The following is a 20626-nucleotide window of genomic DNA, read 5'->3' on the forward strand; positions in this document are numbered from 1 at the left end:
TTACTTCAGCTGATCGATGGTCCAGCAGTTGCGTCCGGTCGCATTGGACGCATCCACCCGGGTGATCGGGCCAAAGAACACCGTCTTTTCTGACCCTGCAGGGCGGTCTGGGTGCTGCATGAATTCGGAAATCTGCTGCGCCGCGATCTCGGCCTGGATGGGTGCGTTGAAGTTGTAGACAACGTCCAGCAGACCCTTGTCGATGCTGTCACATGCGGTATGCGCCCCGGCACCGTTGGTCACGATGGTGACCTGATCCTGCTTGCCTGCGGCCAAAACGGCGGCACCGGCACCGACTTCGGCATTGTCCCAGATGCCCATGATTCCGCAAAGATCGGGATGCTGCTGCAGCACGGTCTCGGTGATCTGACGGGCCTTTTCGCTGTCGTAATCGGCCGGCTGGTCCGAAACCAGTTCAAGCTCGGGATTCTCGGCCAGGATCTCGTCCAGCCCTTTGCGCATATAGATATTGGCTGCGCCGGTCTGAACGCCTGCGAGCCAAACGATCTTTTTCGAGGGCGCATCCGGGGCCAGGCAGGTCCGGGCCAGTTCGCCGCCTTCAAGGCGCCCCATCTCGATCCAGTCGTTGCCGACATAGCTGTCGGTCTGGGTGATCGATTGCATGTTGATCTGCAAGATCTTGATACCGGCCTGCTGCGCCTGTTTCAGGGCACGGGCGTAGGTCTGAATGTCAGGGTTCTGCACGATCAGCACGTCAGGCCTGTCGGCAATCGCACCCTGCAGCGCGCGGATACCGGCGGCAGTATCCATATTCGGATCGCGGACCTGGAATTCAAAGCCATAGCGGTCTGCATGACGCTGCCAGACGGCGGTCCATGCCTGATTCAGATCCATCCCCTGCGACAAGGGGATAAAGATCACCCGCTTGTCCTTCAGCGACTCGAGATAGGTCTGGCGGCCCACCTGTTCGATCTCCTTGGCCACCGCAGGCAGCCCTGCAAGCATTGCGGCTGTCAGAACCGCTACAGTCATTTTCTTGAAAATCATCTTCTGGTTTCCTCCCTTTATGCGCCCCGAGCGGTCAGATATCTCCACTTTGCGACGTCTGTTCATCCCGCGGATTGATCACTGCATCCAGTGCAAGCGCACCTAGCAGGATCACACTCTTGATCAGGTTCTGGCTGGTGTAACTGAAGTTCATGATGGTCATGCCGTTGATCAGGATGCCGACCAGAACGGTCCCCACCATCACATTGCGCACGCCGCCCTGCCCGCCCGACAGGCTGATGCCGCCCAGGACGACGACCAGCAGGACATCATAGATCAGGGTTGAATTGTAGAGCCGCGTATTGATGCCTGACACCAATCCGGTCAGCAGTATCCCCGCCGCATAGGCGATCAGGGCCGAGATTACATATTGAAGGATGAGGACCGGGCGCGCAGGCAGTCCCATGGTGCGCGCCGTGTCAGGATTGTCGCCCGAGGCATAGACAAAGCGACCAAACCGGGTAAAGCGCAGGAACAATGCTATCAGGGTGGCCACTGCAAAGAAGATGATCACCGAAACCGGAATGCCCAGAACCGTCCCAGATCCGATAAAGGTCAGCCAGCCGATGCCGTCGGGCGCGTAGAGAACGTCCGAGTTGAAGGCCACGCGCCCGCCACCGTAAATGACCGAAGCCATGGCCAGCGTGGCAAAGATCGGCGGCACCTCGGCCACGGCGATCAGCACGCCCGTGACCAGCCCGCAGCACGCCACCAGCAGGGCACCCACCGCAATGGCCTGACCAAAGGTGAAGCCCTGGGTTGCCAGCCAGATCGCAAAGGCGACCCCGACCACCATCACCGCCACCATGGTCAGGTCGATCCCCCGACCGACGACGACAAATCCCATGCCGACCGCCAGCATGCCGAGAATGGCCACGTTCTTGAGGAGGGCCAGGATGTTGCCCTGCGTCAGGAACTTGTCCAGTACCACCGAGAACACGACGAACAAGATCGCCGCGATGGCCGTAACCACCCCTTCCTGTGAGATCTTGAACGGTTGTTTTACCTTTCCGTCCCGCGCGCCTTGCACATTGGATGCCATGTCATCCTCCCCCTGACGACCGGCGAGACGTTCCCATAGCCGGCATTGTCATGCCGGTTTTCTGAAACCATCCGCAGTCGTAGTCTCCTCCACGCCCCAGGTCGGGGCGTCCCCTGTTCGGTCGAATGCTGCCTATCGGCGCTTCCCGATTTCATGGACTGTGCCAAGCAGCCCGACGACAAACAATTCGGTTTTTCTGACGCCCTGTGCAGAAATTGTCGATTTCCACCCAGAAGCAACCTCCGGGTATTGCCCGGATGCTCGTCGTCGCTTGCGCAGGCTTAGTGGGACAAATCAGGGCCCATCGTCATGTATCCAGTCCCCGGCCAGGCTCAGTGTCTGACACTTTGAGGACAGTAGAGATCAGCCACCGCGATGCAGATTTCGGTTCCCGCAGGCCGCCGGTCAAGTCCTTCGCCATCGGAGATCGGCCGGGCAACTTGCTGTCGTTCATCCTGATCTCATGCGGCAGCCGCAGTGATATCCACGGCCGTTATTGCGAAACTCGTACATGAAGGGTGACTGCCCCAGTGTTTGGACGCCGTACTTCCTGGCCAGCTCGGCTGTCGTCAACTCTTCACGGATGGCTTCAAGCGCAACCTTGGCCTTGAACTCCACCGAAGAGCGTTTCCGCTTCGTCATCTGGGTCGTTCCTTCGTCAGTCGCGACAGCTTGGCAACTGGTCCGAAATCTCGCGACCACCTTTGTATGGACCGATCCGGCCATGACGCGCGCGACCGTGGACAGGCTGGTCCACCATGCCACCATCTTCGAGATGAACGTGGAAGGCGGCGGTCGGCAGGGGAGGCGAAACGAAAGAGAGGCAGGCCCGCTGCTTGCGCGACAATCAAAAACACGCCATTGGTTGACGCGCCATAAGGCAGTTGTGGCCGGGCGAGCGCCACGTCAATAGATAGCAGGTGGACCCGGCAGACTCGGCTGGTGAACCCGCCCCGACGCCCAGTGTCAGGCACCGGCAACAGGCTTGCTCAGATCGCGACACCAACATCAACACTCGGTCTCTCTGCAGGATTCCCCACCATTTGCGACCCGCGTCAACGGGCCACCAGTTCCATCGCGATCGTATATGCGCGAAACGCATTACAGAGGCCGTATTACTCATTTTACTCATTAAGAATGATCCATCACACTACAGGTCAGCAACAGTCAGATCGGTCTGCATATGCTGTCTGACCCTGCGACCCGACTGCTTGCCTGAACGATTCACGCCCAAGAACCAAGAACGAGAGACAGGGAAACAACATGATCAAGATGAAGACACTGGCCGCGACCGCGTTGCTTGCCTGCAGCAGCCTGTTTGCGACGGCACCCGCCTTTGCCCAGAACAGCAATGCGGAAATCCTGACAACCGTACTGGAGCGTGGCGTCCTGCGCGTTGGCGTATTGGGGGCCTTTCGGCCATGGGCATTTCGTGCCGAAGACGGGTCATTGCAGGGAATCGAGGTGGACCTGGCCAAACGCGTTGCCGACAGCCTGGGCGTCGAGGTCGAACTGGTCGAAATCACCTCGGCAAACCGGATCCAGTTCCTGGAACAGAAGCGGATCGACCTGATCATCGGCGGCATGTATGACACCGCCGACCGACGCGAGGTCGTGGGGATCATCGAGCCCGGCTACTGGGCCTCGGGACCGTCGCTGATGGCCCGGGAAGGCGCCATCTCCTCATGGGAGGATGTAGCGGGAAAGCCGATCTGTGCCAAGCAGGGCGTCATCTACAACCAGCTGATCGAAACCCGTTTCGGCGCTCGCCTGATGGCCTTTGGCGGCAATACCGAGGGCAAGGAAGCGTTGCGCTCGGGCAAATGCGTGGCATGGTTCTATGATGACAGTTCAATTGCGGCCGATCTGGCCAGCGGCGATTGGGCGGGCTTTGAGATGCCCGTCGATGCGCTGTTCGTGAACCCCTGGGCCGCTGCCGTCCCGATCGCCGAAAAGGATGGTGCCTTCGGCAAGGTCCTCTCTGGCCTGGTCTATGGTTGGCACGAAGACGGCACCCTGATCGACCTGCAGGCAGAATATGACCTGCAGGAAACGGCGTGGCTGGCGCAGATGCATGAAGATCTGGAATATGACAGGTCATTTCTGGGTGAATAAGCACCCGCCAGCGCCGTCCTCGGGCGGCGCTTCCCTGCCATCTGCCCGGATACTGGACTTCGTTTATGCTGGAATTCACCGCGCCCCTGTTCCTGTCGCTTCAGAAGGCGACAGGGCTGAACTTCTCACCCTTCTTCGACGAATATGACTTTGGTCGCCTGATGACGGGTTTGCAGACCTCATTGTTGCTGATTGTCTGCGTGCTGGTCCTGTCCTTGGTCGTCGGCCTGCTGGGCGCCGCAGCGCAGCGGTCGCGCTCGCGCCTACTGCGCTTTCTGGTGGCGGCCTATATCGCAGTCTTTCGCAATACGCCCCCGGTCGTGCAATTGCTGTTCTTCTATTTCGGTCTGGGCGCATTTACGCCCCAGATCGACATGGGCGGCTGGTACGAGCCGATGATCTCGGCCTTTGGCTGGGCAGTCATTGCACTGGGGATCTTTGGCGGCAGCTACAATGTCGAAATCTTCCGCGCCGGGATAGAAGCCGTGCCGAAAACCACCTCGGAAGCCACCGAGGCGTTGGGATTCACCCCGCTGCAGACATTCATTCATGTGACCCTGCCGCTGGCGCTGCGCTTTTCCTTGCCCTCCCTGGCCAGCAATCTGATCAGTTTGGCCAAGACTACCTCGATCGCTTATGTCATCGCTGTTCCCGAAATGACCTATGCGCTGTCGGGCGTCTGGAATGACCGGCTGAATGTCGGCGAGATGATGACCTTGCTGTTCGTTTACTACATTGCCGTTGTCGCGATCATCGGCGCCGTGATGGGCCAGCTGGAAAGACGCCTTGCCGTGCCGGGGTTGGGAAAATGATGAAAACGCTCTCCATGCCCCGCCCGAACCTGCTGACGCCGATCCTTGTGGTCACGGCCCTGCTGCTGGTCGTTGCGACGGCGGGCGTGCTGTTCTTCCTGCATGTCGCACAGGGTCCGGCCGACAGTCCGCTGAACGTCCTGTTTCGCTGGATGCCCTTTATCCTTCAGGGTTTTCTGCTGAATATCCTGATGAGCGTGATCGCCATGATCCTGGCCACCGTGTCGGGTGTCATTCTTGGCTTCATGCAGATCAGCGACGCGACCATCATCCGTCAGCCCGCGCGTTTCGTGACGCATCTGTTCCGCAACTCTCCGTGGCTGGTGATCCTGTTCGCGATCATGCTGCTGGTGCCTTTCGAAATCTCGCTGCCGTATTTCGGCGTGGTGATGATCCCCGGATGGGTCAAGGCGACCATCGGCTTCACCCTGCCCGTCATGGCCAATATTGCCGAGATCCTGCGTGGCGCCGTGGCCTCGATCTCGACCGGACAATGGGAAAGCGCGGAAAGCCTGGCCTTCAGTCGCATGCAGACCATGCGCCATGTCATCCTGCCGCAATGCGTACGCCGGATGCTGCCATCCTGGATGAACTGGTTTGCATTGCTGACGCTGATGACCCCCATCGCAGCCATTCTGGGCGTCAATGAGGCATTGGGGAACACGCAGGCCGCGATGGAATCTGCAGGATCCAGCCCGGATCTGTTGATCCCCTTCTACCTGTTCCTGATGTCCATCTTCTTCATCTTCATCTACCCCGTTTCCGTCTGCACCAAGAGACTGGAACGTCGGTTCGCAACAACATGAGCGAGGTCAACGTGAACATCGAATATTCCGGTTCATGGACGCCGGACCAGCCGATCATAGATATCCGTGGATTGCACAAATCCTTTGGAAGCTTCGAAGTCCTGAAAGGCATCGATCTTTCGGTGCAACAGGGAGAGGTCGTCTGCATCATCGGGCCGTCCGGTTCGGGCAAGTCGACCCTGATCCGGACGATCAACGGCTTGACCCCGGTCAATGCAGGAGAGATCTTCATCGAAGGCCAGCTGATCACAGGTCCGAAATTCGACAAGCTGGCGTTGCGGCGCAAGGTCGGCATGGTCTTTCAGCAGTACAACCTGTTCCCGCACCGCACCGTGCTGGACAATGTGATGATGGCGCCGCGACTGGTTCTCAAGGAACCCAAGTCCGAGGTGCGCGAGCGTGCACGCGCTCTACTGGCCAAGGTCCGCCTGGGTGACAAGGAAAACCACTATCCCGGCGAGCTGTCCGGCGGACAACAACAGCGTGTCGCAATTGCGCGCTCGCTCTGCATGCGCCCGGACATGATGCTGTTTGACGAGGTCACGGCGGCGCTGGACCCTGAAACCGTCAAGGAAGTCCTGACGACCATCAAGGAACTTGCAGCAGATGGAATGACCTGCGTGCTGGTCACCCACGAGATGGGTTTTGCGCGTGAAATCGCGGATCGCGTCATCTTCACGGATGCGGGCCGGATCGTCGAGGCGGGGCCGCCGGCCCAGATCTTCGGCGATCCGCAGGACGCGCGGACCAGAGAGTTCCTGTCACAGGTCCTCTAGGCTCCATCCACCTCCGAAATTTCCAGCCGGCCCAGGGACGCTTTGCGGCCAACAGAGAGATATTGCCAAATGAATACCCAGACCACCGTGATCAAGGATCCGCTTCTTCGACCGCTGACGATCAAGAAAACCACTTTCCGCAACCGCATCATCTCGACCAGTCACGCCTGCGGGCTGCAAAAGGACGGCTATCCGCAAGAGGCCTATCAGGCCTATCACGAGGAAAAGGCGCGCGGCGGGCTGGCATTGTCCATGTTCGGCGGATCGTCCAATGTCGACCGCGACAGCCCGAATGTCTTCAACCAGCTTGATGTCGGCACGGATGGTATCATCCCGCATTTCCAGCGCTTTGCCGAGCGGATGCACGGCCAAGGCGCCGCGCTGATGTGCCAGATCACCCATCTGGGCCGTCGCGCCGAACCCTATGCACAAGACTGGCTGCCCGCCATTGCGCCCTCGCCCGTGCGCGAGGCGCTGCATCGCGCCATCCCGCGCGAAATGGACGAGGATGATATCGCAAGGGTCGTCACGGCCTATGGCGCAGCGGCAAGGCGCTGCGAACAGGGCGGGCTGGACGGGATCGAGACCCTGGCCGGGGGCCACCTGATCGGGCAGTTCCTGTCGCCCAAGACCAACCAGCGCAGCGACCGTTTCGGCGGCAGCCTGCAAAACCGCCTGAGATTCGCGCTGATGGTGCATGAGGCCATCCGCCGAGAGGTCAGCGATGATTTTCTGGTCGGTATGCGCTTTGTCGTGGATGAAGGCCCCGATGGCATCCTGCCCGCCGAGGAATGTCTTGAGGCCGCGGCTCTGTTGCGCGATGCGGGGGCTGTCGATTTCTTCAATGCCATCTATGGCTCGATGGACACCGTCCGCGCCCTGTCCGAGGAAAACATGCCCGGCATGGGGATCGGATCGGCACCCTGGGTGAATGTCGTCGGCAGCTTCCGCGAGGAAATCGGCTTGCCGGTCTTTCACGCCGCGAAACTGTCCGATCTGGCAACTGCGCGCTATGCGGTGGAAAGCGGCAAGATCGACATGGCCGGCCTGACCCGGCCGCAGATTGCCGATCCCCATATGGTGCGCAAGCTTCTGGAGGGCAAAGAGGATCGCATCCGCCCCTGCGTGGGCGCCGGTCACTGCCAGTCGGGGCACCGTCCCAAATGCCTGCACAATGCTGCAACGGGGCGCGAAACGCTGTTCCCTGCCGAAGTCGCAGCAGTTGCCCCCGGGAATCGGCGCAAGGCCGTCGTGATTGGCGCAGGACCGGCCGGGCTTGAGGCGGCACGGGTTCTGGCCATGCGCGGGCACAGCGTGCAGATCTTTGAAGCTGCGGCAAAGCCGGGCGGACAACTGCTGCTGGCGGCGCAGGGCTGGCGGCGTGAACTGATCAGCATCGTCGACTGGCGGCTGATGGAATTGCAGCATCTGGGCATCGAGGTCATCTGCAACAGCTTTATGGATGCCGAGGATATTCTGGCCCATGACCCCGATCTTGTCATTCTGGCGACCGGCGGCATGCCACAGCTGGAATTCGGCGAAGGGGCGGAGCTTGCGATTTCGACCTGGGAGCTGCTTGGCCGTCAGGTCACGCTGAAGGATGACGTGCTGATCTGGGATGGCACCGGTCGCCACCCCGCGCAGATGGCTGCGCTGTTTGCCCATGATGGCGGGGCAAAAGTCACCTATGCAACCCTGGACAAGGAACTGGCGCAGGAACAGGTCTATCCCGAGGTCACCCGCTGGCGGAAGGAATTTGCGAAACGAGGCTTGCGCCCGGACATCGACACACGCCTTGTCGCGGCGCGCCGTCACAACAACCGCATCGAGGCCACGCTGCTGAACGAGTTGACGCGCGAAAGTCGGACCCTGCTGGTTGATCATCTTGTCGTCGAGATGGGCACGGTGCCGATGGATGACCTGTTTCACGAATTGCGCCAGCATTCGGGCAATCGCGGCAAGACGGACATTCACGCGCTTGTCGCGCAACAGGCCCAGCCGCGGTCGGAAGCGGGCATCGAACTGCACCGGATCGGGGACGCTCAAGCCTCGCGCAATGTTCATGCCGCGATCTATGACGCATTCCGCCTGTGCAGGCTCTGTTGAACGCAAAACATGGTTTCACACACTGCCAACCCATTCAGAAAAGGAAAACACGAATGGCATATTTCACCGCAAGAATCCGCGCCCGCAGCGTCCACATTGGCTATGATGATCAGGGCCAGCTGATCAAACAGGACCTGCCCCAGACAGAATTCGTCGAAAAGGTCATCAAGCTTGACCGCATCCTGTCCTTTACCGAGGATCACCTGTTCGTGGCCTGCCCCCATGACACGGTGCAGGTCTGGGATTACGAAGGCAATCTGGCCGAGGTCAAACAGCGCCTGACCGCAGCCGGCGTCGCGATGGTCTAGGTCGGCCTCGGAATGACGCGCCGCTTCAGGGCGGATGCGTCATTCACATTTTCCCCGAGCTGACCTATTCACACAATTCTGTCAGTGAGGCGATGAATGAACACCAGTCTGCTCGAAGCCTTCCGCATCATCATGCAGACCGGCACGGTTTCGGGCACGGCTGATGCCTTGGGGCGCAGCCAGTCTGCGGTCAGCCGCATGCTGGACCGCCTTGAGGATGAACTTCAGATCAAGCTGTTCGAAAGGCGCAAGGGCCGCGTCGTGCCCACCCGCGAAGCCCATGCGCTGATCGAGGACGTCGAACGTGCCTTCATCTCGCTCAGCGATCTAGGAACGCGCGCAAGGCAGATCCGCGAAGGCCATGAAAGCAACCTGACCCTTGCCGTGCTGCCCGCCCTCGGCATTGATTTCCTGCCCCGCGTGGTGGGGCGGTTTTCCCGGCTGAACCCTGATATCGGAGTCACCTCGCATGTCCTGGCCTCTCATGGGGTCGAGCAATGGGTCGCAAACCATCAGGTTGAGCTGGGCCTGGCCGAAACCCCTTTCCAACGCTCCGGCTTCGAGACACGGGTGTTCATCGACGAGCCCTATGTGCTGGCAATGCATGCCGAACACCGGCTGGCTGAACTGGATCTGATCCGGCCCTCTGACTTGCAAGATGAACGCGTGATCCAGTGGACGGCGGTCGTCGCCGCGCGCCGCCTGTTTGACGAATTGCTTCAACATGCCGGGGTGACCATCAAAAGCACCGCCGAAACCTCGATGTCCTCGGCCATGGTCGCCATGGTGCGCGAGAATCTTGGGGTGGCGCTGATCGATCCGATCACGGCGCGCCTGAAACGCGATCCACAGGTCGTCATCCGCCGATTCCGACCCGATCTGCCATGCCGGATCGCCCGGATGATGCCCGGCAAGGATTATCAGCGGGCGGTTGTGGACATGTTCCTGGGCTGCGCAGAAGAAGAGCGAGACGCCCTGCTTGCCGTGCGCGACTGGTAAGGTCATCGCGCCGCAAGGAAGAGTTATTTTCCCAGTGCATCCAGAGCCTGATACCATCCGGCAACCAAGCGCACCCCGATCTCCCGCGCCGGGTAAAAGGGCACATTTCTCAGTCCCAGTCCGGTGATCAACCCGGCATCGTCAGGCTGGTTCAGCACCGTCGCGGCGACATGACGGCCCATATAACTGGCCATGGCCACACCGGTTCCATTATAGCCCATGGCATAGACCAGCCGGTCGTCCAGCCGCCCGACATGAGGCAGGCTGTCCATCGTCATGGCAACCAGGCCCGACCAGCGATGGGTGATTTCTTGTCCTTCCAGTTGCGGAAACTGGCGGAGGAGCGCCCTTTCCAATGCCGCGAAGGCCGAGGCCCGATCCCGCTGTCCGAAGGCACCCCGACCACCATATAGCAGCCGCCCACCCGACATGCGGAACCAGCGCATCATGCGGCGGGTCTCGGTATAGCTGCGGCCATTTCCCAGCAAAGTCGCGCCCGAAAGGCCTGTCAGCGGACCGGTCGCAATCATGGCCGAGCGGAAGGGCACGACCCGGCGCCGGATCGCATCACCTGCCGGGGTCAGCGAGGAATAGGCATTTGTGGCCAGCACGGCTTGTTGCACGCGCAGCTGCCCTTGCGGCAAATGCAGATTCAGCCCGCCGCCGCGCAGATGCTCGATCGCCGTGACCGGACTCTCGTCATGAATGGCAACCCCATCCGCACGCAGACCGGCGGCCAGACCGCGATGAAACCGCAGCGGGTGGATCACACCGCCGCGCAGATTCAGCATTCCACCGCAAAACCCCTTCGCCCCGATCTCGTCATGCATTTCGGTGGCATCCAGCATCGAAACCGACCTGTCACCCAGAACATCGCGCAACCAGACACATTCTTCCCGCAGGGCGGACAGGGCCTCGGGCCGATGGGCGCAACGAAGCGACCCGCTTGGCCGATATTGCGCGTCGATGTCATATTCATCCAGAAGATCGGCGACATTCTCCATCGCCGCAACGCCGATCCCATGCATCCGGCGGGCAACGTCCAATCCCCAAAGGCGTGCCATCCGTGCATAGCTGATACGGAATTTGCCCGACACCACGCCGCCATTGCGCCCCGAGGCCCCCCAGCCCAGGCGATTGGCCTCCAGAACGACGACATCCACGCCCTGTCGCGCCAGGGCATGGGCAGTCGACAGGCCGGTATAACCGCCGCCAATGACGGCAATCTCGGCCTGCCGACTTCCCGCAAGGCGCTGGGGCTCTGGTGGCGGCGGGGCGCTGGCCTGCCATAGCGAGTCAATGTCAGCCTGCGGGAATTCCATTGCCGTCATCCCCTAGCTGGAGGGAAGGGCGGCATCACCCGCCCGATCCCGATCAACCGCATCGGCAAGCTCGACCAAAGAGGTAAAGTGGAAATCCGGCGTGGTGACCTGTGCGGGGATCGGCGACGCCCCAAAGCCGGGCTGGCTGGCGCGCCGCTCGATCCAGCAGGTCGCATAGCCCAGTTCCCTGGCAATGCCGATATCATGGTGCTGGCTTTGGGCGACATGCAGGATCTCGGATTGCTTGAACCCGAACGCCGATTGCCGCCCCTTGTTGTAAGCAAAGAATTCTGGCGCTGGTTTCGCATAGCCTGTCTCGTCACAGGTGACCGCATCGTGAAAGGGTCGACCCAGAAGATGTTCATAGGCCGTAAAGGCCGTGCGATCGGCATTTGTCATGGCAACCAGCCGGTAATTGCGACGAAGCCGTGCGAGGGCCGCTGCCGAATCCGCAAAGGCCGGCCAGCGCAGCACCGACAACTGAAAAGCATTGGCAATCTCGTCCGAGCAATCGAATCCGGCCTCTTGGGCAAGCGACAGATATACGTCACGAAACGCAAAGGAGGATCGACCATGGAAACGATCGCGCGCCCTCAGATAGGGTTCAAAGATTTCATAGTCACTGGCCCCCGCAGCCTTGTCCCCGCCCAGACGACGCACCGCATCCAGCACCCCCGTCTCGAAGTCGATCAGCGTGCCCACGACGTCGAATGTCATGACCTTGAAATCGCCCAGTTTCATCTTCTGTTACTCCTTGTTCATGCTGTTTCGCTGTTGGGCAGCGGCAGCTTGCACCATGTGGCACGGCTTTGCGTCTTGGCACGGCTTGCCAGCGGCACGTCAAAATTTCTCTTGGTTTCCAAGCACCATCAGATCTCAAATGCACCCCTTGGCGGGCGTATCCCGTGATGCACAGTTGCAGTGGAACAGACCATTCGGCAATTGAATTAAAGTTTGCCATATAGTTACATGATGTAATGAAAGCTCCGCGCCATCAGTTGCCGTCGATGAACGCCCTCTTCGCCTTCGAGGCGGCGGGGCGGCATCTGAATTTCAGCAGGGCAGCCGACGAGCTGAATGTGACCCCGGCCGCGGTCAGCCGGATGATGAAACGGCTGGAAGAGCATCTGGGCACACCGCTGTTCCAGCGCAGGACGGCAGGATTGTCGCTGAACGAGAACGGCGCATTGCTTCATCAGGCCACCACCCGCGCCATGGCCATGATTGGCGCGGCAGTCACCGAGGTCGAATCGCGCGGCGCAGATCACGACAGGGTGACCCTGTCGCTTTCCACCGCCTTTACCACCCATTGGCTGATGCCGCGGATGAGCAGCTTCAAGGCCGAATTTCCGAATGTCGATCTGCGCTTTCAACTGGTGATGGGGGCCTTGACCGGACCGGTGGATGATGTGGATCTGGGCATGCGATTTCTTGCACCGGATCAGCGGCGGGACGGGCTGCGGGTCTTTCCGATCATGCCAGAGGTGCTGCTTCCGCTATGCACACCCGCCTATCGCGAGACGATACAGGGCAAGAAGATCAATCCGACGATGATCCGGCTGTCGGGCGGGCAGCCCCTGCCCCATGACGACTTTTTCGACAGCACGCCCGGGGCCGAGTCACCGCCCCTGACCTTTGACGACTATGCTATTGTCATCCAGGCTGCCTTGCTGGGCCAAGGCATCTGCTGGGGCTGGCTGAATGTGGTGGGCCACCGGATGCGTGAAAGGCAACTCGTTCCTGCCCTGCCACATGTTCAGGTCACCGACCGGATCTGTTCCATGCTGCAATCGGACAAACCCTCGAACCGCCCGGTGGTTGAGCATGTCAGAGATTGGATGATTGCCCAATTGCAGCAGGATTACCGCAGCCTGCAAGGCATGTATCCCGAATTGCCCATCCCCTGACCTGGTCGTTCCATACGTGAAACAACTTTCACGTGCATATTGCGGTTCTTTTCCCTTGCCGCATGTAGAGGCGATTCACTACCCTGCCCCACAACAGTGATCTGAAGGGGTTCAATTCCATGGGGTATACGGTTTCGGTCTGTCGCGACGATCTTGATGAGGCCCGCTGGGTCTATATCCAGATCAGCTACGCCTACAGCGAGGCCCCCTTCCCCGAGATGATCAAACCCGACAACATCCTCGGCCCGAACTTTCCGATCCTGGACTATGGCAATTCCCTTCGGTTGGGCGGCTATACGGAGAAAGTCAGCTTTGAAACCACGATCAGCGAATACGGTACCGTCCACGATCCCGATGAATATTCGGACTGGGTCGATGGCAGCCCAGACGGTGACTGGTATGGTGACGACTATTACAAGGCGACGATCAGGCAGATCTACCTGGATGAACCGGATGGCTATGCCGAGTGGATCGAGAGCGACGGATATCTGAACACCCCCCATTTGGACCGCGGCGAAACTGGCTGGGCCGCGATGTGGTTGGAACCGGAAGCGGTCGACATGATGGTCGGTGGGGCCGAGATCGTTTCCACCTGCACCGATCTCGTCGAAACGCCCGTCGATCTGGGCAGCCTTCCCAAGGACGAACTGTACCTGCTGATCGACAAGGAAGTGGTCGCCGATTACATCGACACAGTGGTCATCGATCAACCCACCCTGCTGGAACGCGGCTGGGCCTTCGTCGAAGAAGCGGTGGAGGACACCGTGGATACCATTGTCGCGCGGTTTCAGTCACCGGAATATGAATGGGAAGACATCCCCGATCTCTATGAGGACAGCGATTGGGTCAACACCAGCGACACGGCCACCCAGGAGACCAGCGGCAGCGGGTTGGAATCCTTCTATGAAACCGTGACGGATAGCGGTGCCTCTGGGCTGATGCAGCTGCTCAAGGACAAGGTGCGTGACGTCGGCTATGACAATCTGGCCGCCCTTTTCGATAACGCCGGCGAGGCCAAGGAGCTGCATGACTTCGATCAGGACCTGATGGATGAAACGCTGCCGATGCTCGACAACTTCGAGATCGTCGATGGCGAGATGCGCGAGATCCATACCCTGGAGGAGACGGAGCAGAAGAACGAGTCGCTGCGCGACCGGGTCGCCGATTATCTTGACGAGAATTTTCCCACGCTAGGCGCCATCTTCAAGGATCTGACCACCAGTTCGCGCCATTCCGACGTAAGCTATCAGATCACCTTCGACTCAGCCGAATTGTCGCCGGGGGATTCTCATTCCAACCGGGTCAGCTTTGGGGCCCAGGATGACCTCTATGACGCCAAGAGCGGCGATGACATCCTGCTGGGCGGCCTCGGGCGCGATACGCTTGCGGGCGGGTCCGGCAATGACTGGCTGGCAGGGGGCGATCAGGCCGATCTGCTGACGGGCAATGGCGGCCGAGATGTCATGTCGGGAGGCAGCGGAAGTGACGACATTTCCGGTGGCAAGGGTGCAGATCTTCTGACAGGCGATGCGGGCAACGACATCCTCAATGGCAGCGTTGGAAACGACACGCTTGAAGGTGGTTCCGGCAACGACACGCTTCTTGGTGGCAGCGCGCAGGACCAGTTGTCAGGTGGCAAGGATGCCGATCAACTGGAAGGTGGCGCGGGCGATGATGTGCTGGCGGGCGGCAGCGGTCGCGACATCCTGCTGGGCGGCAAGGGCGCGGACGTTTTGCAGGGCGGTTCAGGCAAGGATCAAATTCAAGGCAGCGTCGGGGCGGATACGCTGGACGGCGGATCGAACAATGACACGCTTCTTGGCGGCAGTGGAAATGACGACCTGTTCGGCGGCAAGGGAGCGGACCGTATAGACGGTGGCGTCGGACAAGATACACTTAGCGGCAGCTACGGAGCCGACATGCTGGACGGTGGCAAAGGTCTCGACAGGCTGGAAGGCGGTTGGGGCAATGACACGCTTCTTGGCGGCATCGGCGACGATGAACTGTCGGGCGGAAAGGGAGCAGACGAACTTGAAGGTGGGTCCGGCAAGGACTTGATGACCGGAGGTTCCGGGGCGGATCATTTCGTCTTTGCGGATCTGTCGGATACGGGCGCGACATCCGGCAGCCGGGATGTGATCACCGATTTCACACGCAGCCAGAATGACGTGATCGATCTGTCAGCGGTGGATGCCAACCAGAACCGAGGCGGCGATCAGGCATTCGACTTTGTCGGGAAAAGCGATTTCTCGGGTGAGGCCGCAGAATTGCGATATCAATACCGCGGAGACAAATCGATCATCTTCGGAGATGTCGATGGAGATCGCGTGGCAGATTTCTCGATCGAGCTTTCCGGCCGCATCTCTCTGCATGAAAGCGATTTCATGCTTTGAAGGAACGTTGTCGCATGAAGGCGGTTCGGCGCACATTTGCCCGTTGCCCAGTTTGTCATGCAACACGCTCAGGTCGTGTCGCGGCGGTGGTGGAAACTCCCTGGCGGCGTAATCTCCGGTTGACCTAAAGCGTTTCTAACAAAACCTGAATCTCGGGGGATGACCGTCTGATTGTAATTCATCCTGTTTGGCAGGATGACCTATGTCGGCACATTTGCCATCAGCGCTTCGGGCGCGGCTTCAGACATATATTTGGGAAGGGTTAACCCGGATAATTCATGAAGCTGCCGTCATCTGGACCTACACCGTTTTCGTTCCGGTGTTTAGCTCATGTTAGACGGCGATCTTTTCGCAAGCCACGGGTGATTTCCAGCCGATGGCCGAATGCCGTCGGCGTGGGTTGTAGAAGCTGTTGATGTATTCGAAGGCGGCCAGTTAGACCTCTCTGCGGGGCTGCCAGGTCCGGCGCCAGATCAATTCGGCCTTCAGCGACGTGAAGAAGCTCTCGACGGCCGAATTTTCATGGCAATTTCCCTTTCCGCTCATCGACGGCACCAAGTGGTGCTTGCGCAGATGCTTTTGATACTCGTGGGCACAGTATCGGGCGCCGCGATCAGTGTGGTGGATGCAGCCCGGGGGCGGCTTTCGCAGGGCAATCGCCATGTCCAAAGCGCGCAAGGCCAGATCCTGTTTCATGCGGTTGCTCAGGGCCCATCCGATCACCCGTCGCGAATAGAGGTCAATGATCACGGCAAGACAGGCCCATCCCTCGCGGGTCCAAAGATAGGTGATGTCTCCCGCCCACTTCTGGTTCGGGGCGCTTGCGGTGAAATCCTGACGCAACAGGTTGGGCGCGATATTGAAGGTGTGATTGCTGTCGGTCGTGCGCTTGAACTTGCGGCTGCGCAGCACCTGGATGCCGTTATCACGCATGATCCGCGCCACAGGGCGTTGCCCGACCTGGCTGCCAAGTTCATCGAGTTCCTGCGTCATGCCGAAACCGCAACCCAAGCTCTTGTCGACCTCTTGAAAGAGGAAGGAAACTCCATCCGCAAAGTCATGGAGTTGGGGGACAGCCTACCCCGGACTGATTAACCGGTACCTGCGGCAAATCCACCGATCCTGACCGGTTGGGCCAACAGAGCAGGATCACATTTCCGGAAAGGCACGCATCGTCAATCTGACCGAACAGAAGAGCAAGAATTATTCATGCATAAGATGAGATTGATGCGATATCCATCTGGGTTAAAATAGTTATTCAGCTTCCTGAAAGAGCAGGGATTGGATCGTCAACACAACCTCATGGCGATCCATGACAATCCCGATTGCGGGCAACTCCGGTCTGTCCGCGCCAAGTTTCGGGCGGATATTCTCGACAAGGGACGGATGGAGTTTCCTCCTGCCCCTTGTCTTGTGCAGTTCGACACCTAGTCCTGAACGGCAGTAAGCCCCTCACGATCAAAGCGGTCAAGCTGGGCCATTTCCTCGGCGCTGAGCTTGATCCCGTCGCGCAGGGATTGCTCTCGGGCGGCAAAGCGGCGCTGGGACGGCAGGCGCGCGCCCTGCCCGCTGATGGCGGTCAGCAATCTTTCGCCTTCGGCCAGCGGATCGCGACCGCTGCGCGCGGCGAATGTTGCCGGGTCAAAGGCCACGACCAGAGCGCCGTGGCGCGGCAGCAGATGCGTGCCCCCGACGAAATCCAGTGCCTCCTTGCTCATGAACTCGCCCAGCATGGCCCCGGCCAGAAGCTCGACCATCGTCGAGATTGCCGACCCCTTGTGCGCGCCGAAAGGCAGCATGGCTCCGGCCAGCGCGGCTTCGGGATCATTGGTCGGATTTCCCTCGCGGTCCACGGCCCAGCCATCGGGGATCGGCGTGCCCGCCCGCCGGTGCAGTTCGATCTCTCCGCGCGCGGCGACCGAGGTCGCGAAATCGAACACATAGGGATGCGCATCGGGGCGCGGCCAGCCGAAGGCGATGGGATTGGTGCCCAGCAGGGGCTCACTGCCGCCGGTCGGCGCGACCGAGGCATAGCTGGGGCACATGGACAGCGAGGCCAGCCCATTGGCCGCCAAAGCCTCGACATCATGCCAAAGGGCCGAGAAATGCAGGCAATCGCGGATGACAAGCGCGGCCACTCCGTTTTCCTTCGTGCGTCCGACTAATGTCGACAGGGCCGCCTCGAAGGCCGGAGGCGAGAAGCCGCCATGAGCCTTGACCTCGATCACCGATTTGCCCGAATCCACGACCTCGGGAATGGCATCCGGCACCACTTTTCCTGCCTGCAGCACCCGCAAGCAGCCTTCGATGCGATAGATGCCATGCGATTTGCAGTTGTCACGCTCACCGGCCACGATGACGCGGGCAACCGCCTGGGCGCTTTCGGGCCGCAGACCGCAGCTTTCAAAGATCGATCCGACCCGCTGCAGCAGGTCCTCTACGGAAATCACTTGTGGCTCAGCCATTTTCGGGCTTTCTCCTTGGAAAGGTTCAGGGGGTAAGTTCGCTGCGACCTGCTATTTGTCGACATCGATATAGGTGCAGGCCCAGAAAACCTTGGTTTCACCTTCATCCAGCGCGCGCAGCCCATGCTTGAGTGTGCTGTCGAAATAGGCGCAGTCGCCCGGTTCAAGCGCGACGGGTTCGTAATGTTCAACGGTCAGCTCGACCCGCCCGGACAGAACGAAGATAGTCTCTTCACCATCATGAGATTCCAGATCCTTGACGGTCAAAGGCTCGCGCCGTTCTACACGCGTCACCAGCGGGATGATCTTCTTGTCGGTCAGCGCATTGCACAGAACTTCATATTCGAAGTTCTTGCTGCGCACGACGCGCCCTGCCCCGGCGCGGGTCACGGTCATGCGCGTCGTCGGATTGGTGTCATGATCCGAGGAAAACAGCCGTTCCATGCCGATGTCATAGGCCCGCGCCATGCGCACCAGATTTTCATAGCTTGGCGAAACGCGACCGTTTTCGATCTTGTGAATCGTCGACAACGCCAGTCCCGAACGTTGGGCCGCGCCCTCCAGCGTCAAGCCGCAGTTCTGGCGAATGGCTTTCATGCGGTTGCCCAACTCGTTTCTCAGGTGCTGACGTTCGGCTTCCCAATCATCCACTGCGGCGCTTGCCATGTGCTTTTCCGTTCAGGATAAAATTGTCTTTTATTACCATCTATGCTCGTTTAAGCATAATCTCGAGTTTCAGGCAACGATTGCATCTCGCTTGCCGGTGACAAAACGCAGAAAAGTCGGCTGAAGCTGTTTTTCCTTGTCACAGTTGGCCCCGCGACCGGCACATGCAGGGAAAGGACGTGATTTGGCACAATCGATCGTTTCATCGACCTGTGAGGGGCCGATCCTTTCATGCGCGCAAGGACTCAGCCTCTGGGGGGGGCGTCGATCCTGCGACGGGCCGCATCATTGATGCCCATCATCCTCAATATGGATGCAGTCTGGCGGGGCGTATCGTGATGATGCCGACAAGCCGAGGGTCCTGCACCGGCAGCGGCGTGTTGCTGGGGCTGACCTTTGCCGGGGCGGCACCGAAGGCGCTGATCTTTCGCGAACCCGAGGATATCCTGACGCTTGGCGCTCTGGTTGCCTCGCGCCTGTTCGGCCATGACATCGCGGTGCTGCGGTTGTCCGCCGATGAATATGACGCCGTGGCCGGGCAGGAAAATGCCACGATCTCTGCCATGCGGTTGCGGGCCGGACCACTGAATCTGGCGCTTGATCCTGTCGTCCCGAGCGCATTGCATCTGAACGAGACGGATCGTGAGTTCCTGTCCGGTGCCCATGGTGAAGCGGTCCGATTGGCAATGGAGATCATAACCACGATGGCCACCGTTCAGGGGGCTGCAAGCCTGACCGATGTGACCCGGGTTCATATCGACGGCTGTATCTATGCCGGCCCGGCTTTTCTGGTCTTTGCACGTCGCATGGCGGATCTGGGCGCGCGGGTGCGGGTGCCTACCACGATGAATGCCATTTCGGTCGATCATGCCAATTGGCATGCCCAAGGAGTCGGCGAGGAATTCGGACTGCCGGCAAGCCAGCTTGCCGATGCCTATGTCGAGATGGGCGCGCATCCGACCTTTACCTGCGCGCCCTACCTGCTGGAGGACAAGCCGGTTCCGGGCGAGGACATCGCATGGGCCGAAAGCAATGCAGTGATCTATGCCAATTCCGTTCTGGGGGCGCGCAGCATCAAACATGCCGATTTCATGGATCTCTGCATCGCGCTGACCGGACGGGCGCCGCGTGCCGGGGTTTATCTTGATGAAAACCGTGCGCCGCGCAGGGTCATCGATGTTGCTTTGCCCCGTGATTTCGATGATGCCTTCTGGCCGATGCTGGGCTGGCTGGTCGGTCAGGCTGCGCCCGACCGAATACCGCTGATCCGCGGGCTGGAGCGAACGACGCCATCCCGTGATGACCTCAAGGCACTCTGCGCCGCCTTTGGCACCACGTCGGCCTCGCCCATGCTGCATATCGCCGGCATTACGCCCGAGGCCAATCTTCCGCCAACAGCGGATGCCGATCACCTGACCATCGGTGCAGCGGAATTCGCCCGGCTCTGGGCCGGTTTCAATCAGGGTGCCGCAGCGGTCGATCTGGTTGCGCTTGGCAGCCCGCATTTTTCCGCCGCAGAATCCGCTGCCTTTGCCGATCTGATGGAGGGCAGAACGGTCCATCCGGATGTCACCACCATCATCACCGTGGGACGCGGAACGCTTGCCAGTATCGCTGAAAATGGCGTGCAGGCACGTTTGCAAGCGGCTGGTGTGAAGATCCTTCCCGATCTGTGCTGGTGTTCGATTTCGGAACCGGTGTTCCCGCCTTCAGCCCGGGTGTTGATGACCAATTCCGGCAAATATGCCCATTATGCGCCGGGCCTAAGCAATCGTGCCGTGCGTTTCGGATCACTTGCCCAATGCGCGGAGGCGGCGTGCAGCGGCCAGGCATCATCGGCTTTGCCCGCCTGGATCGCCCGTTTCTTGGGATGAGCCTCGCGGCGGCACGCAAAAACGATC

16 protein-coding genes and 2 pseudogenes are annotated in these 20626 nt (G+C 60.0%); 10 read left to right on the forward strand and 8 right to left on the reverse strand.

Going from position 1 to position 20626, the window contains the following annotated elements; all coding sequences use genetic code 11:
• From JHW44_RS17880 to JHW44_RS17890, 3 genes are all read right to left on the reverse strand, one after another.
• Window positions 1–1008 (reverse strand): sugar ABC transporter substrate-binding protein, encoded by a 1008-nt coding sequence (locus JHW44_RS17880; protein ID WP_089346099.1) that lies wholly within the window; start codon window positions 1006–1008, stop codon window positions 1–3.
• A 34-nt stretch (window positions 1009–1042) separates the two neighbouring features.
• Complete coding sequence (locus tag JHW44_RS17885) at window positions 1043–2050, reverse strand: ABC transporter permease (RefSeq protein ID WP_089346100.1); 1008 nt, start codon at window positions 2048–2050, stop codon at window positions 1043–1045.
• Window positions 2051–2500: 450 nt separating this feature from the next.
• Window positions 2501–2692 carry a hypothetical protein gene (locus JHW44_RS17890; RefSeq protein ID WP_089346101.1) on the reverse strand — a complete coding sequence of 64 codons (192 nt, stop codon included), beginning with the start codon at window positions 2690–2692 and terminating at the stop codon, window positions 2501–2503.
• 621 nt (window positions 2693–3313) lie between these two features.
• Here JHW44_RS17890 and JHW44_RS17895 point away from each other — a divergent pair.
• From JHW44_RS17895 to JHW44_RS17925, 7 genes are all read left to right on the forward strand, one after another.
• The gene (locus JHW44_RS17895) at window positions 3314–4165 is read left to right on the forward strand and encodes a transporter substrate-binding domain-containing protein (protein ID WP_089346102.1); all 852 of its coding nucleotides are present in this window, start codon (window positions 3314–3316) and stop codon (window positions 4163–4165) included.
• 65 nt (window positions 4166–4230) lie between these two features.
• Window positions 4231–4977: an amino acid ABC transporter permease gene (locus tag JHW44_RS17900; protein ID WP_089346103.1), complete on the forward strand. Its 747-nt coding sequence runs from the start codon at window positions 4231–4233 to the stop codon at window positions 4975–4977.
• Window positions 4977–5783: an amino acid ABC transporter permease gene (locus JHW44_RS17905; protein WP_089346114.1), complete on the forward strand. Its 807-nt coding sequence runs from the start codon at window positions 4977–4979 to the stop codon at window positions 5781–5783. Before JHW44_RS17900 ends, JHW44_RS17905 begins: the two co-directional genes overlap by 1 nt.
• A complete protein-coding gene (locus JHW44_RS17910) occupies window positions 5780–6559 on the forward strand; it encodes an amino acid ABC transporter ATP-binding protein (RefSeq protein ID WP_089346104.1) in 780 nt (259 codons plus the stop codon). Before JHW44_RS17905 ends, JHW44_RS17910 begins: the two co-directional genes overlap by 4 nt.
• A gap of 69 nt (window positions 6560–6628) precedes the next feature.
• A complete protein-coding gene (locus JHW44_RS17915) occupies window positions 6629–8665 on the forward strand; it encodes an oxidoreductase (protein ID WP_089346105.1) in 2037 nt (678 codons plus the stop codon).
• A gap of 53 nt (window positions 8666–8718) precedes the next feature.
• On the forward strand, window positions 8719–8973 hold the full coding sequence (locus JHW44_RS17920) for a hypothetical protein (protein WP_089346106.1): 255 nt from the start codon (window positions 8719–8721) through the stop codon (window positions 8971–8973).
• 96 nt (window positions 8974–9069) lie between these two features.
• Entirely contained in the window at window positions 9070–9972 is a 903-nt protein-coding gene (locus JHW44_RS17925; protein ID WP_089346107.1) for a LysR family transcriptional regulator, read from the forward strand.
• A 23-nt stretch (window positions 9973–9995) separates the two neighbouring features.
• On the opposite strand, the gene JHW44_RS17930 is transcribed toward JHW44_RS17925, so the two are convergent.
• Both JHW44_RS17930 and JHW44_RS17935 read right to left on the reverse strand, forming a co-directional pair.
• Complete coding sequence (locus tag JHW44_RS17930) at window positions 9996–11303, reverse strand: NAD(P)/FAD-dependent oxidoreductase (protein WP_089346108.1); 1308 nt, start codon at window positions 11301–11303, stop codon at window positions 9996–9998.
• Between the two features lie 3 nt (window positions 11304–11306).
• Window positions 11307–12035, reverse strand: a complete 729-nt coding sequence (locus JHW44_RS17935) for an HAD-IA family hydrolase (RefSeq protein ID WP_089346109.1) — start codon at window positions 12033–12035, stop codon at window positions 11307–11309.
• Between the two features lie 236 nt (window positions 12036–12271).
• Between JHW44_RS17935 and JHW44_RS17940 the strand changes: the two genes are divergently transcribed.
• Window positions 12272–13201, forward strand: a complete 930-nt coding sequence (locus JHW44_RS17940; RefSeq protein ID WP_089346110.1) for a LysR family transcriptional regulator — start codon at window positions 12272–12274, stop codon at window positions 13199–13201.
• 119 nt (window positions 13202–13320) lie between these two features.
• Window positions 13321–15594 (forward strand): calcium-binding protein, encoded by a 2274-nt coding sequence (locus tag JHW44_RS17945; protein ID WP_089346111.1) that lies wholly within the window; start codon window positions 13321–13323, stop codon window positions 15592–15594.
• Between the two features lie 333 nt (window positions 15595–15927).
• Here JHW44_RS17945 and JHW44_RS17950 read toward each other — a convergent pair.
• From JHW44_RS17950 to JHW44_RS17960, 3 genes and pseudogenes are all read right to left on the reverse strand, one after another.
• A pseudogene (locus JHW44_RS17950) lies at window positions 15928–16587 on the reverse strand (IS3 family transposase); the annotation flags it as partial.
• A 434-nt stretch (window positions 16588–17021) separates the two neighbouring features.
• Window positions 17022–18059: an Ldh family oxidoreductase gene (locus JHW44_RS17955; protein WP_089345987.1), complete on the reverse strand. Its 1038-nt coding sequence runs from the start codon at window positions 18057–18059 to the stop codon at window positions 17022–17024.
• A gap of 51 nt (window positions 18060–18110) precedes the next feature.
• On the reverse strand, window positions 18111–18725 hold the full coding sequence (locus JHW44_RS17960) for a helix-turn-helix domain-containing protein (RefSeq protein ID WP_089345986.1): 615 nt from the start codon (window positions 18723–18725) through the stop codon (window positions 18111–18113).
• 184 nt (window positions 18726–18909) lie between these two features.
• Here JHW44_RS17960 and lhpI point away from each other — a divergent pair.
• Window positions 18910–20599: pseudogene (gene lhpI / locus JHW44_RS17965) on the forward strand (cis-3-hydroxy-L-proline dehydratase).
• The last annotated feature ends 27 nt before the right edge of the window (window positions 20600–20626 follow it).

The sequence above is a fragment of the Paracoccus seriniphilus genome, from assembly GCF_028553745.1.
Lineage (GTDB): Bacteria > Pseudomonadota > Alphaproteobacteria > Rhodobacterales > Rhodobacteraceae > Paracoccus > Paracoccus seriniphilus.

What these genes read in the sequence shown, in the direction of transcription:
- JHW44_RS17920 (WP_089346106.1), top strand. Translation starts at nt 8,719, where the DNA reads ATGGCATATTTCACCGCAAGAATCCGCGCCCGCAGCGTCCACATTGGC.
- JHW44_RS17960 (WP_089345986.1), bottom strand. Translation starts at nt 18,725, where the DNA reads ATGGCAAGCGCCGCAGTGGATGATTGGGAAGCCGAACGTCAGCACCTG.
- JHW44_RS17885 (WP_089346100.1), bottom strand. Translation starts at nt 2,050, where the DNA reads ATGGCATCCAATGTGCAAGGCGCGCGGGACGGAAAGGTAAAACAACCG.
- JHW44_RS17930 (WP_089346108.1), bottom strand. Translation starts at nt 11,303, where the DNA reads ATGACGGCAATGGAATTCCCGCAGGCTGACATTGACTCGCTATGGCAG.
- JHW44_RS17945 (WP_089346111.1), top strand. Translation starts at nt 13,321, where the DNA reads ATGGGGTATACGGTTTCGGTCTGTCGCGACGATCTTGATGAGGCCCGC.
- JHW44_RS17940 (WP_089346110.1), top strand. Translation starts at nt 12,272, where the DNA reads ATGAAAGCTCCGCGCCATCAGTTGCCGTCGATGAACGCCCTCTTCGCC.
- JHW44_RS17880 (WP_089346099.1), bottom strand. Translation starts at nt 1,008, where the DNA reads ATGATTTTCAAGAAAATGACTGTAGCGGTTCTGACAGCCGCAATGCTT.
- JHW44_RS17905 (WP_089346114.1), top strand. Translation starts at nt 4,977, where the DNA reads ATGAAAACGCTCTCCATGCCCCGCCCGAACCTGCTGACGCCGATCCTT.
- JHW44_RS17890 (WP_089346101.1), bottom strand. Translation starts at nt 2,692, where the DNA reads ATGACGAAGCGGAAACGCTCTTCGGTGGAGTTCAAGGCCAAGGTTGCG.
- JHW44_RS17935 (WP_089346109.1), bottom strand. Translation starts at nt 12,035, where the DNA reads ATGAAACTGGGCGATTTCAAGGTCATGACATTCGACGTCGTGGGCACG.
- JHW44_RS17955 (WP_089345987.1), bottom strand. Translation starts at nt 18,059, where the DNA reads ATGGCTGAGCCACAAGTGATTTCCGTAGAGGACCTGCTGCAGCGGGTC.
- JHW44_RS17925 (WP_089346107.1), top strand. Translation starts at nt 9,070, where the DNA reads ATGAACACCAGTCTGCTCGAAGCCTTCCGCATCATCATGCAGACCGGC.
- JHW44_RS17895 (WP_089346102.1), top strand. Translation starts at nt 3,314, where the DNA reads ATGATCAAGATGAAGACACTGGCCGCGACCGCGTTGCTTGCCTGCAGC.
- JHW44_RS17910 (WP_089346104.1), top strand. Translation starts at nt 5,780, where the DNA reads ATGAGCGAGGTCAACGTGAACATCGAATATTCCGGTTCATGGACGCCG.
- JHW44_RS17915 (WP_089346105.1), top strand. Translation starts at nt 6,629, where the DNA reads ATGAATACCCAGACCACCGTGATCAAGGATCCGCTTCTTCGACCGCTG.
- JHW44_RS17900 (WP_089346103.1), top strand. Translation starts at nt 4,231, where the DNA reads ATGCTGGAATTCACCGCGCCCCTGTTCCTGTCGCTTCAGAAGGCGACA.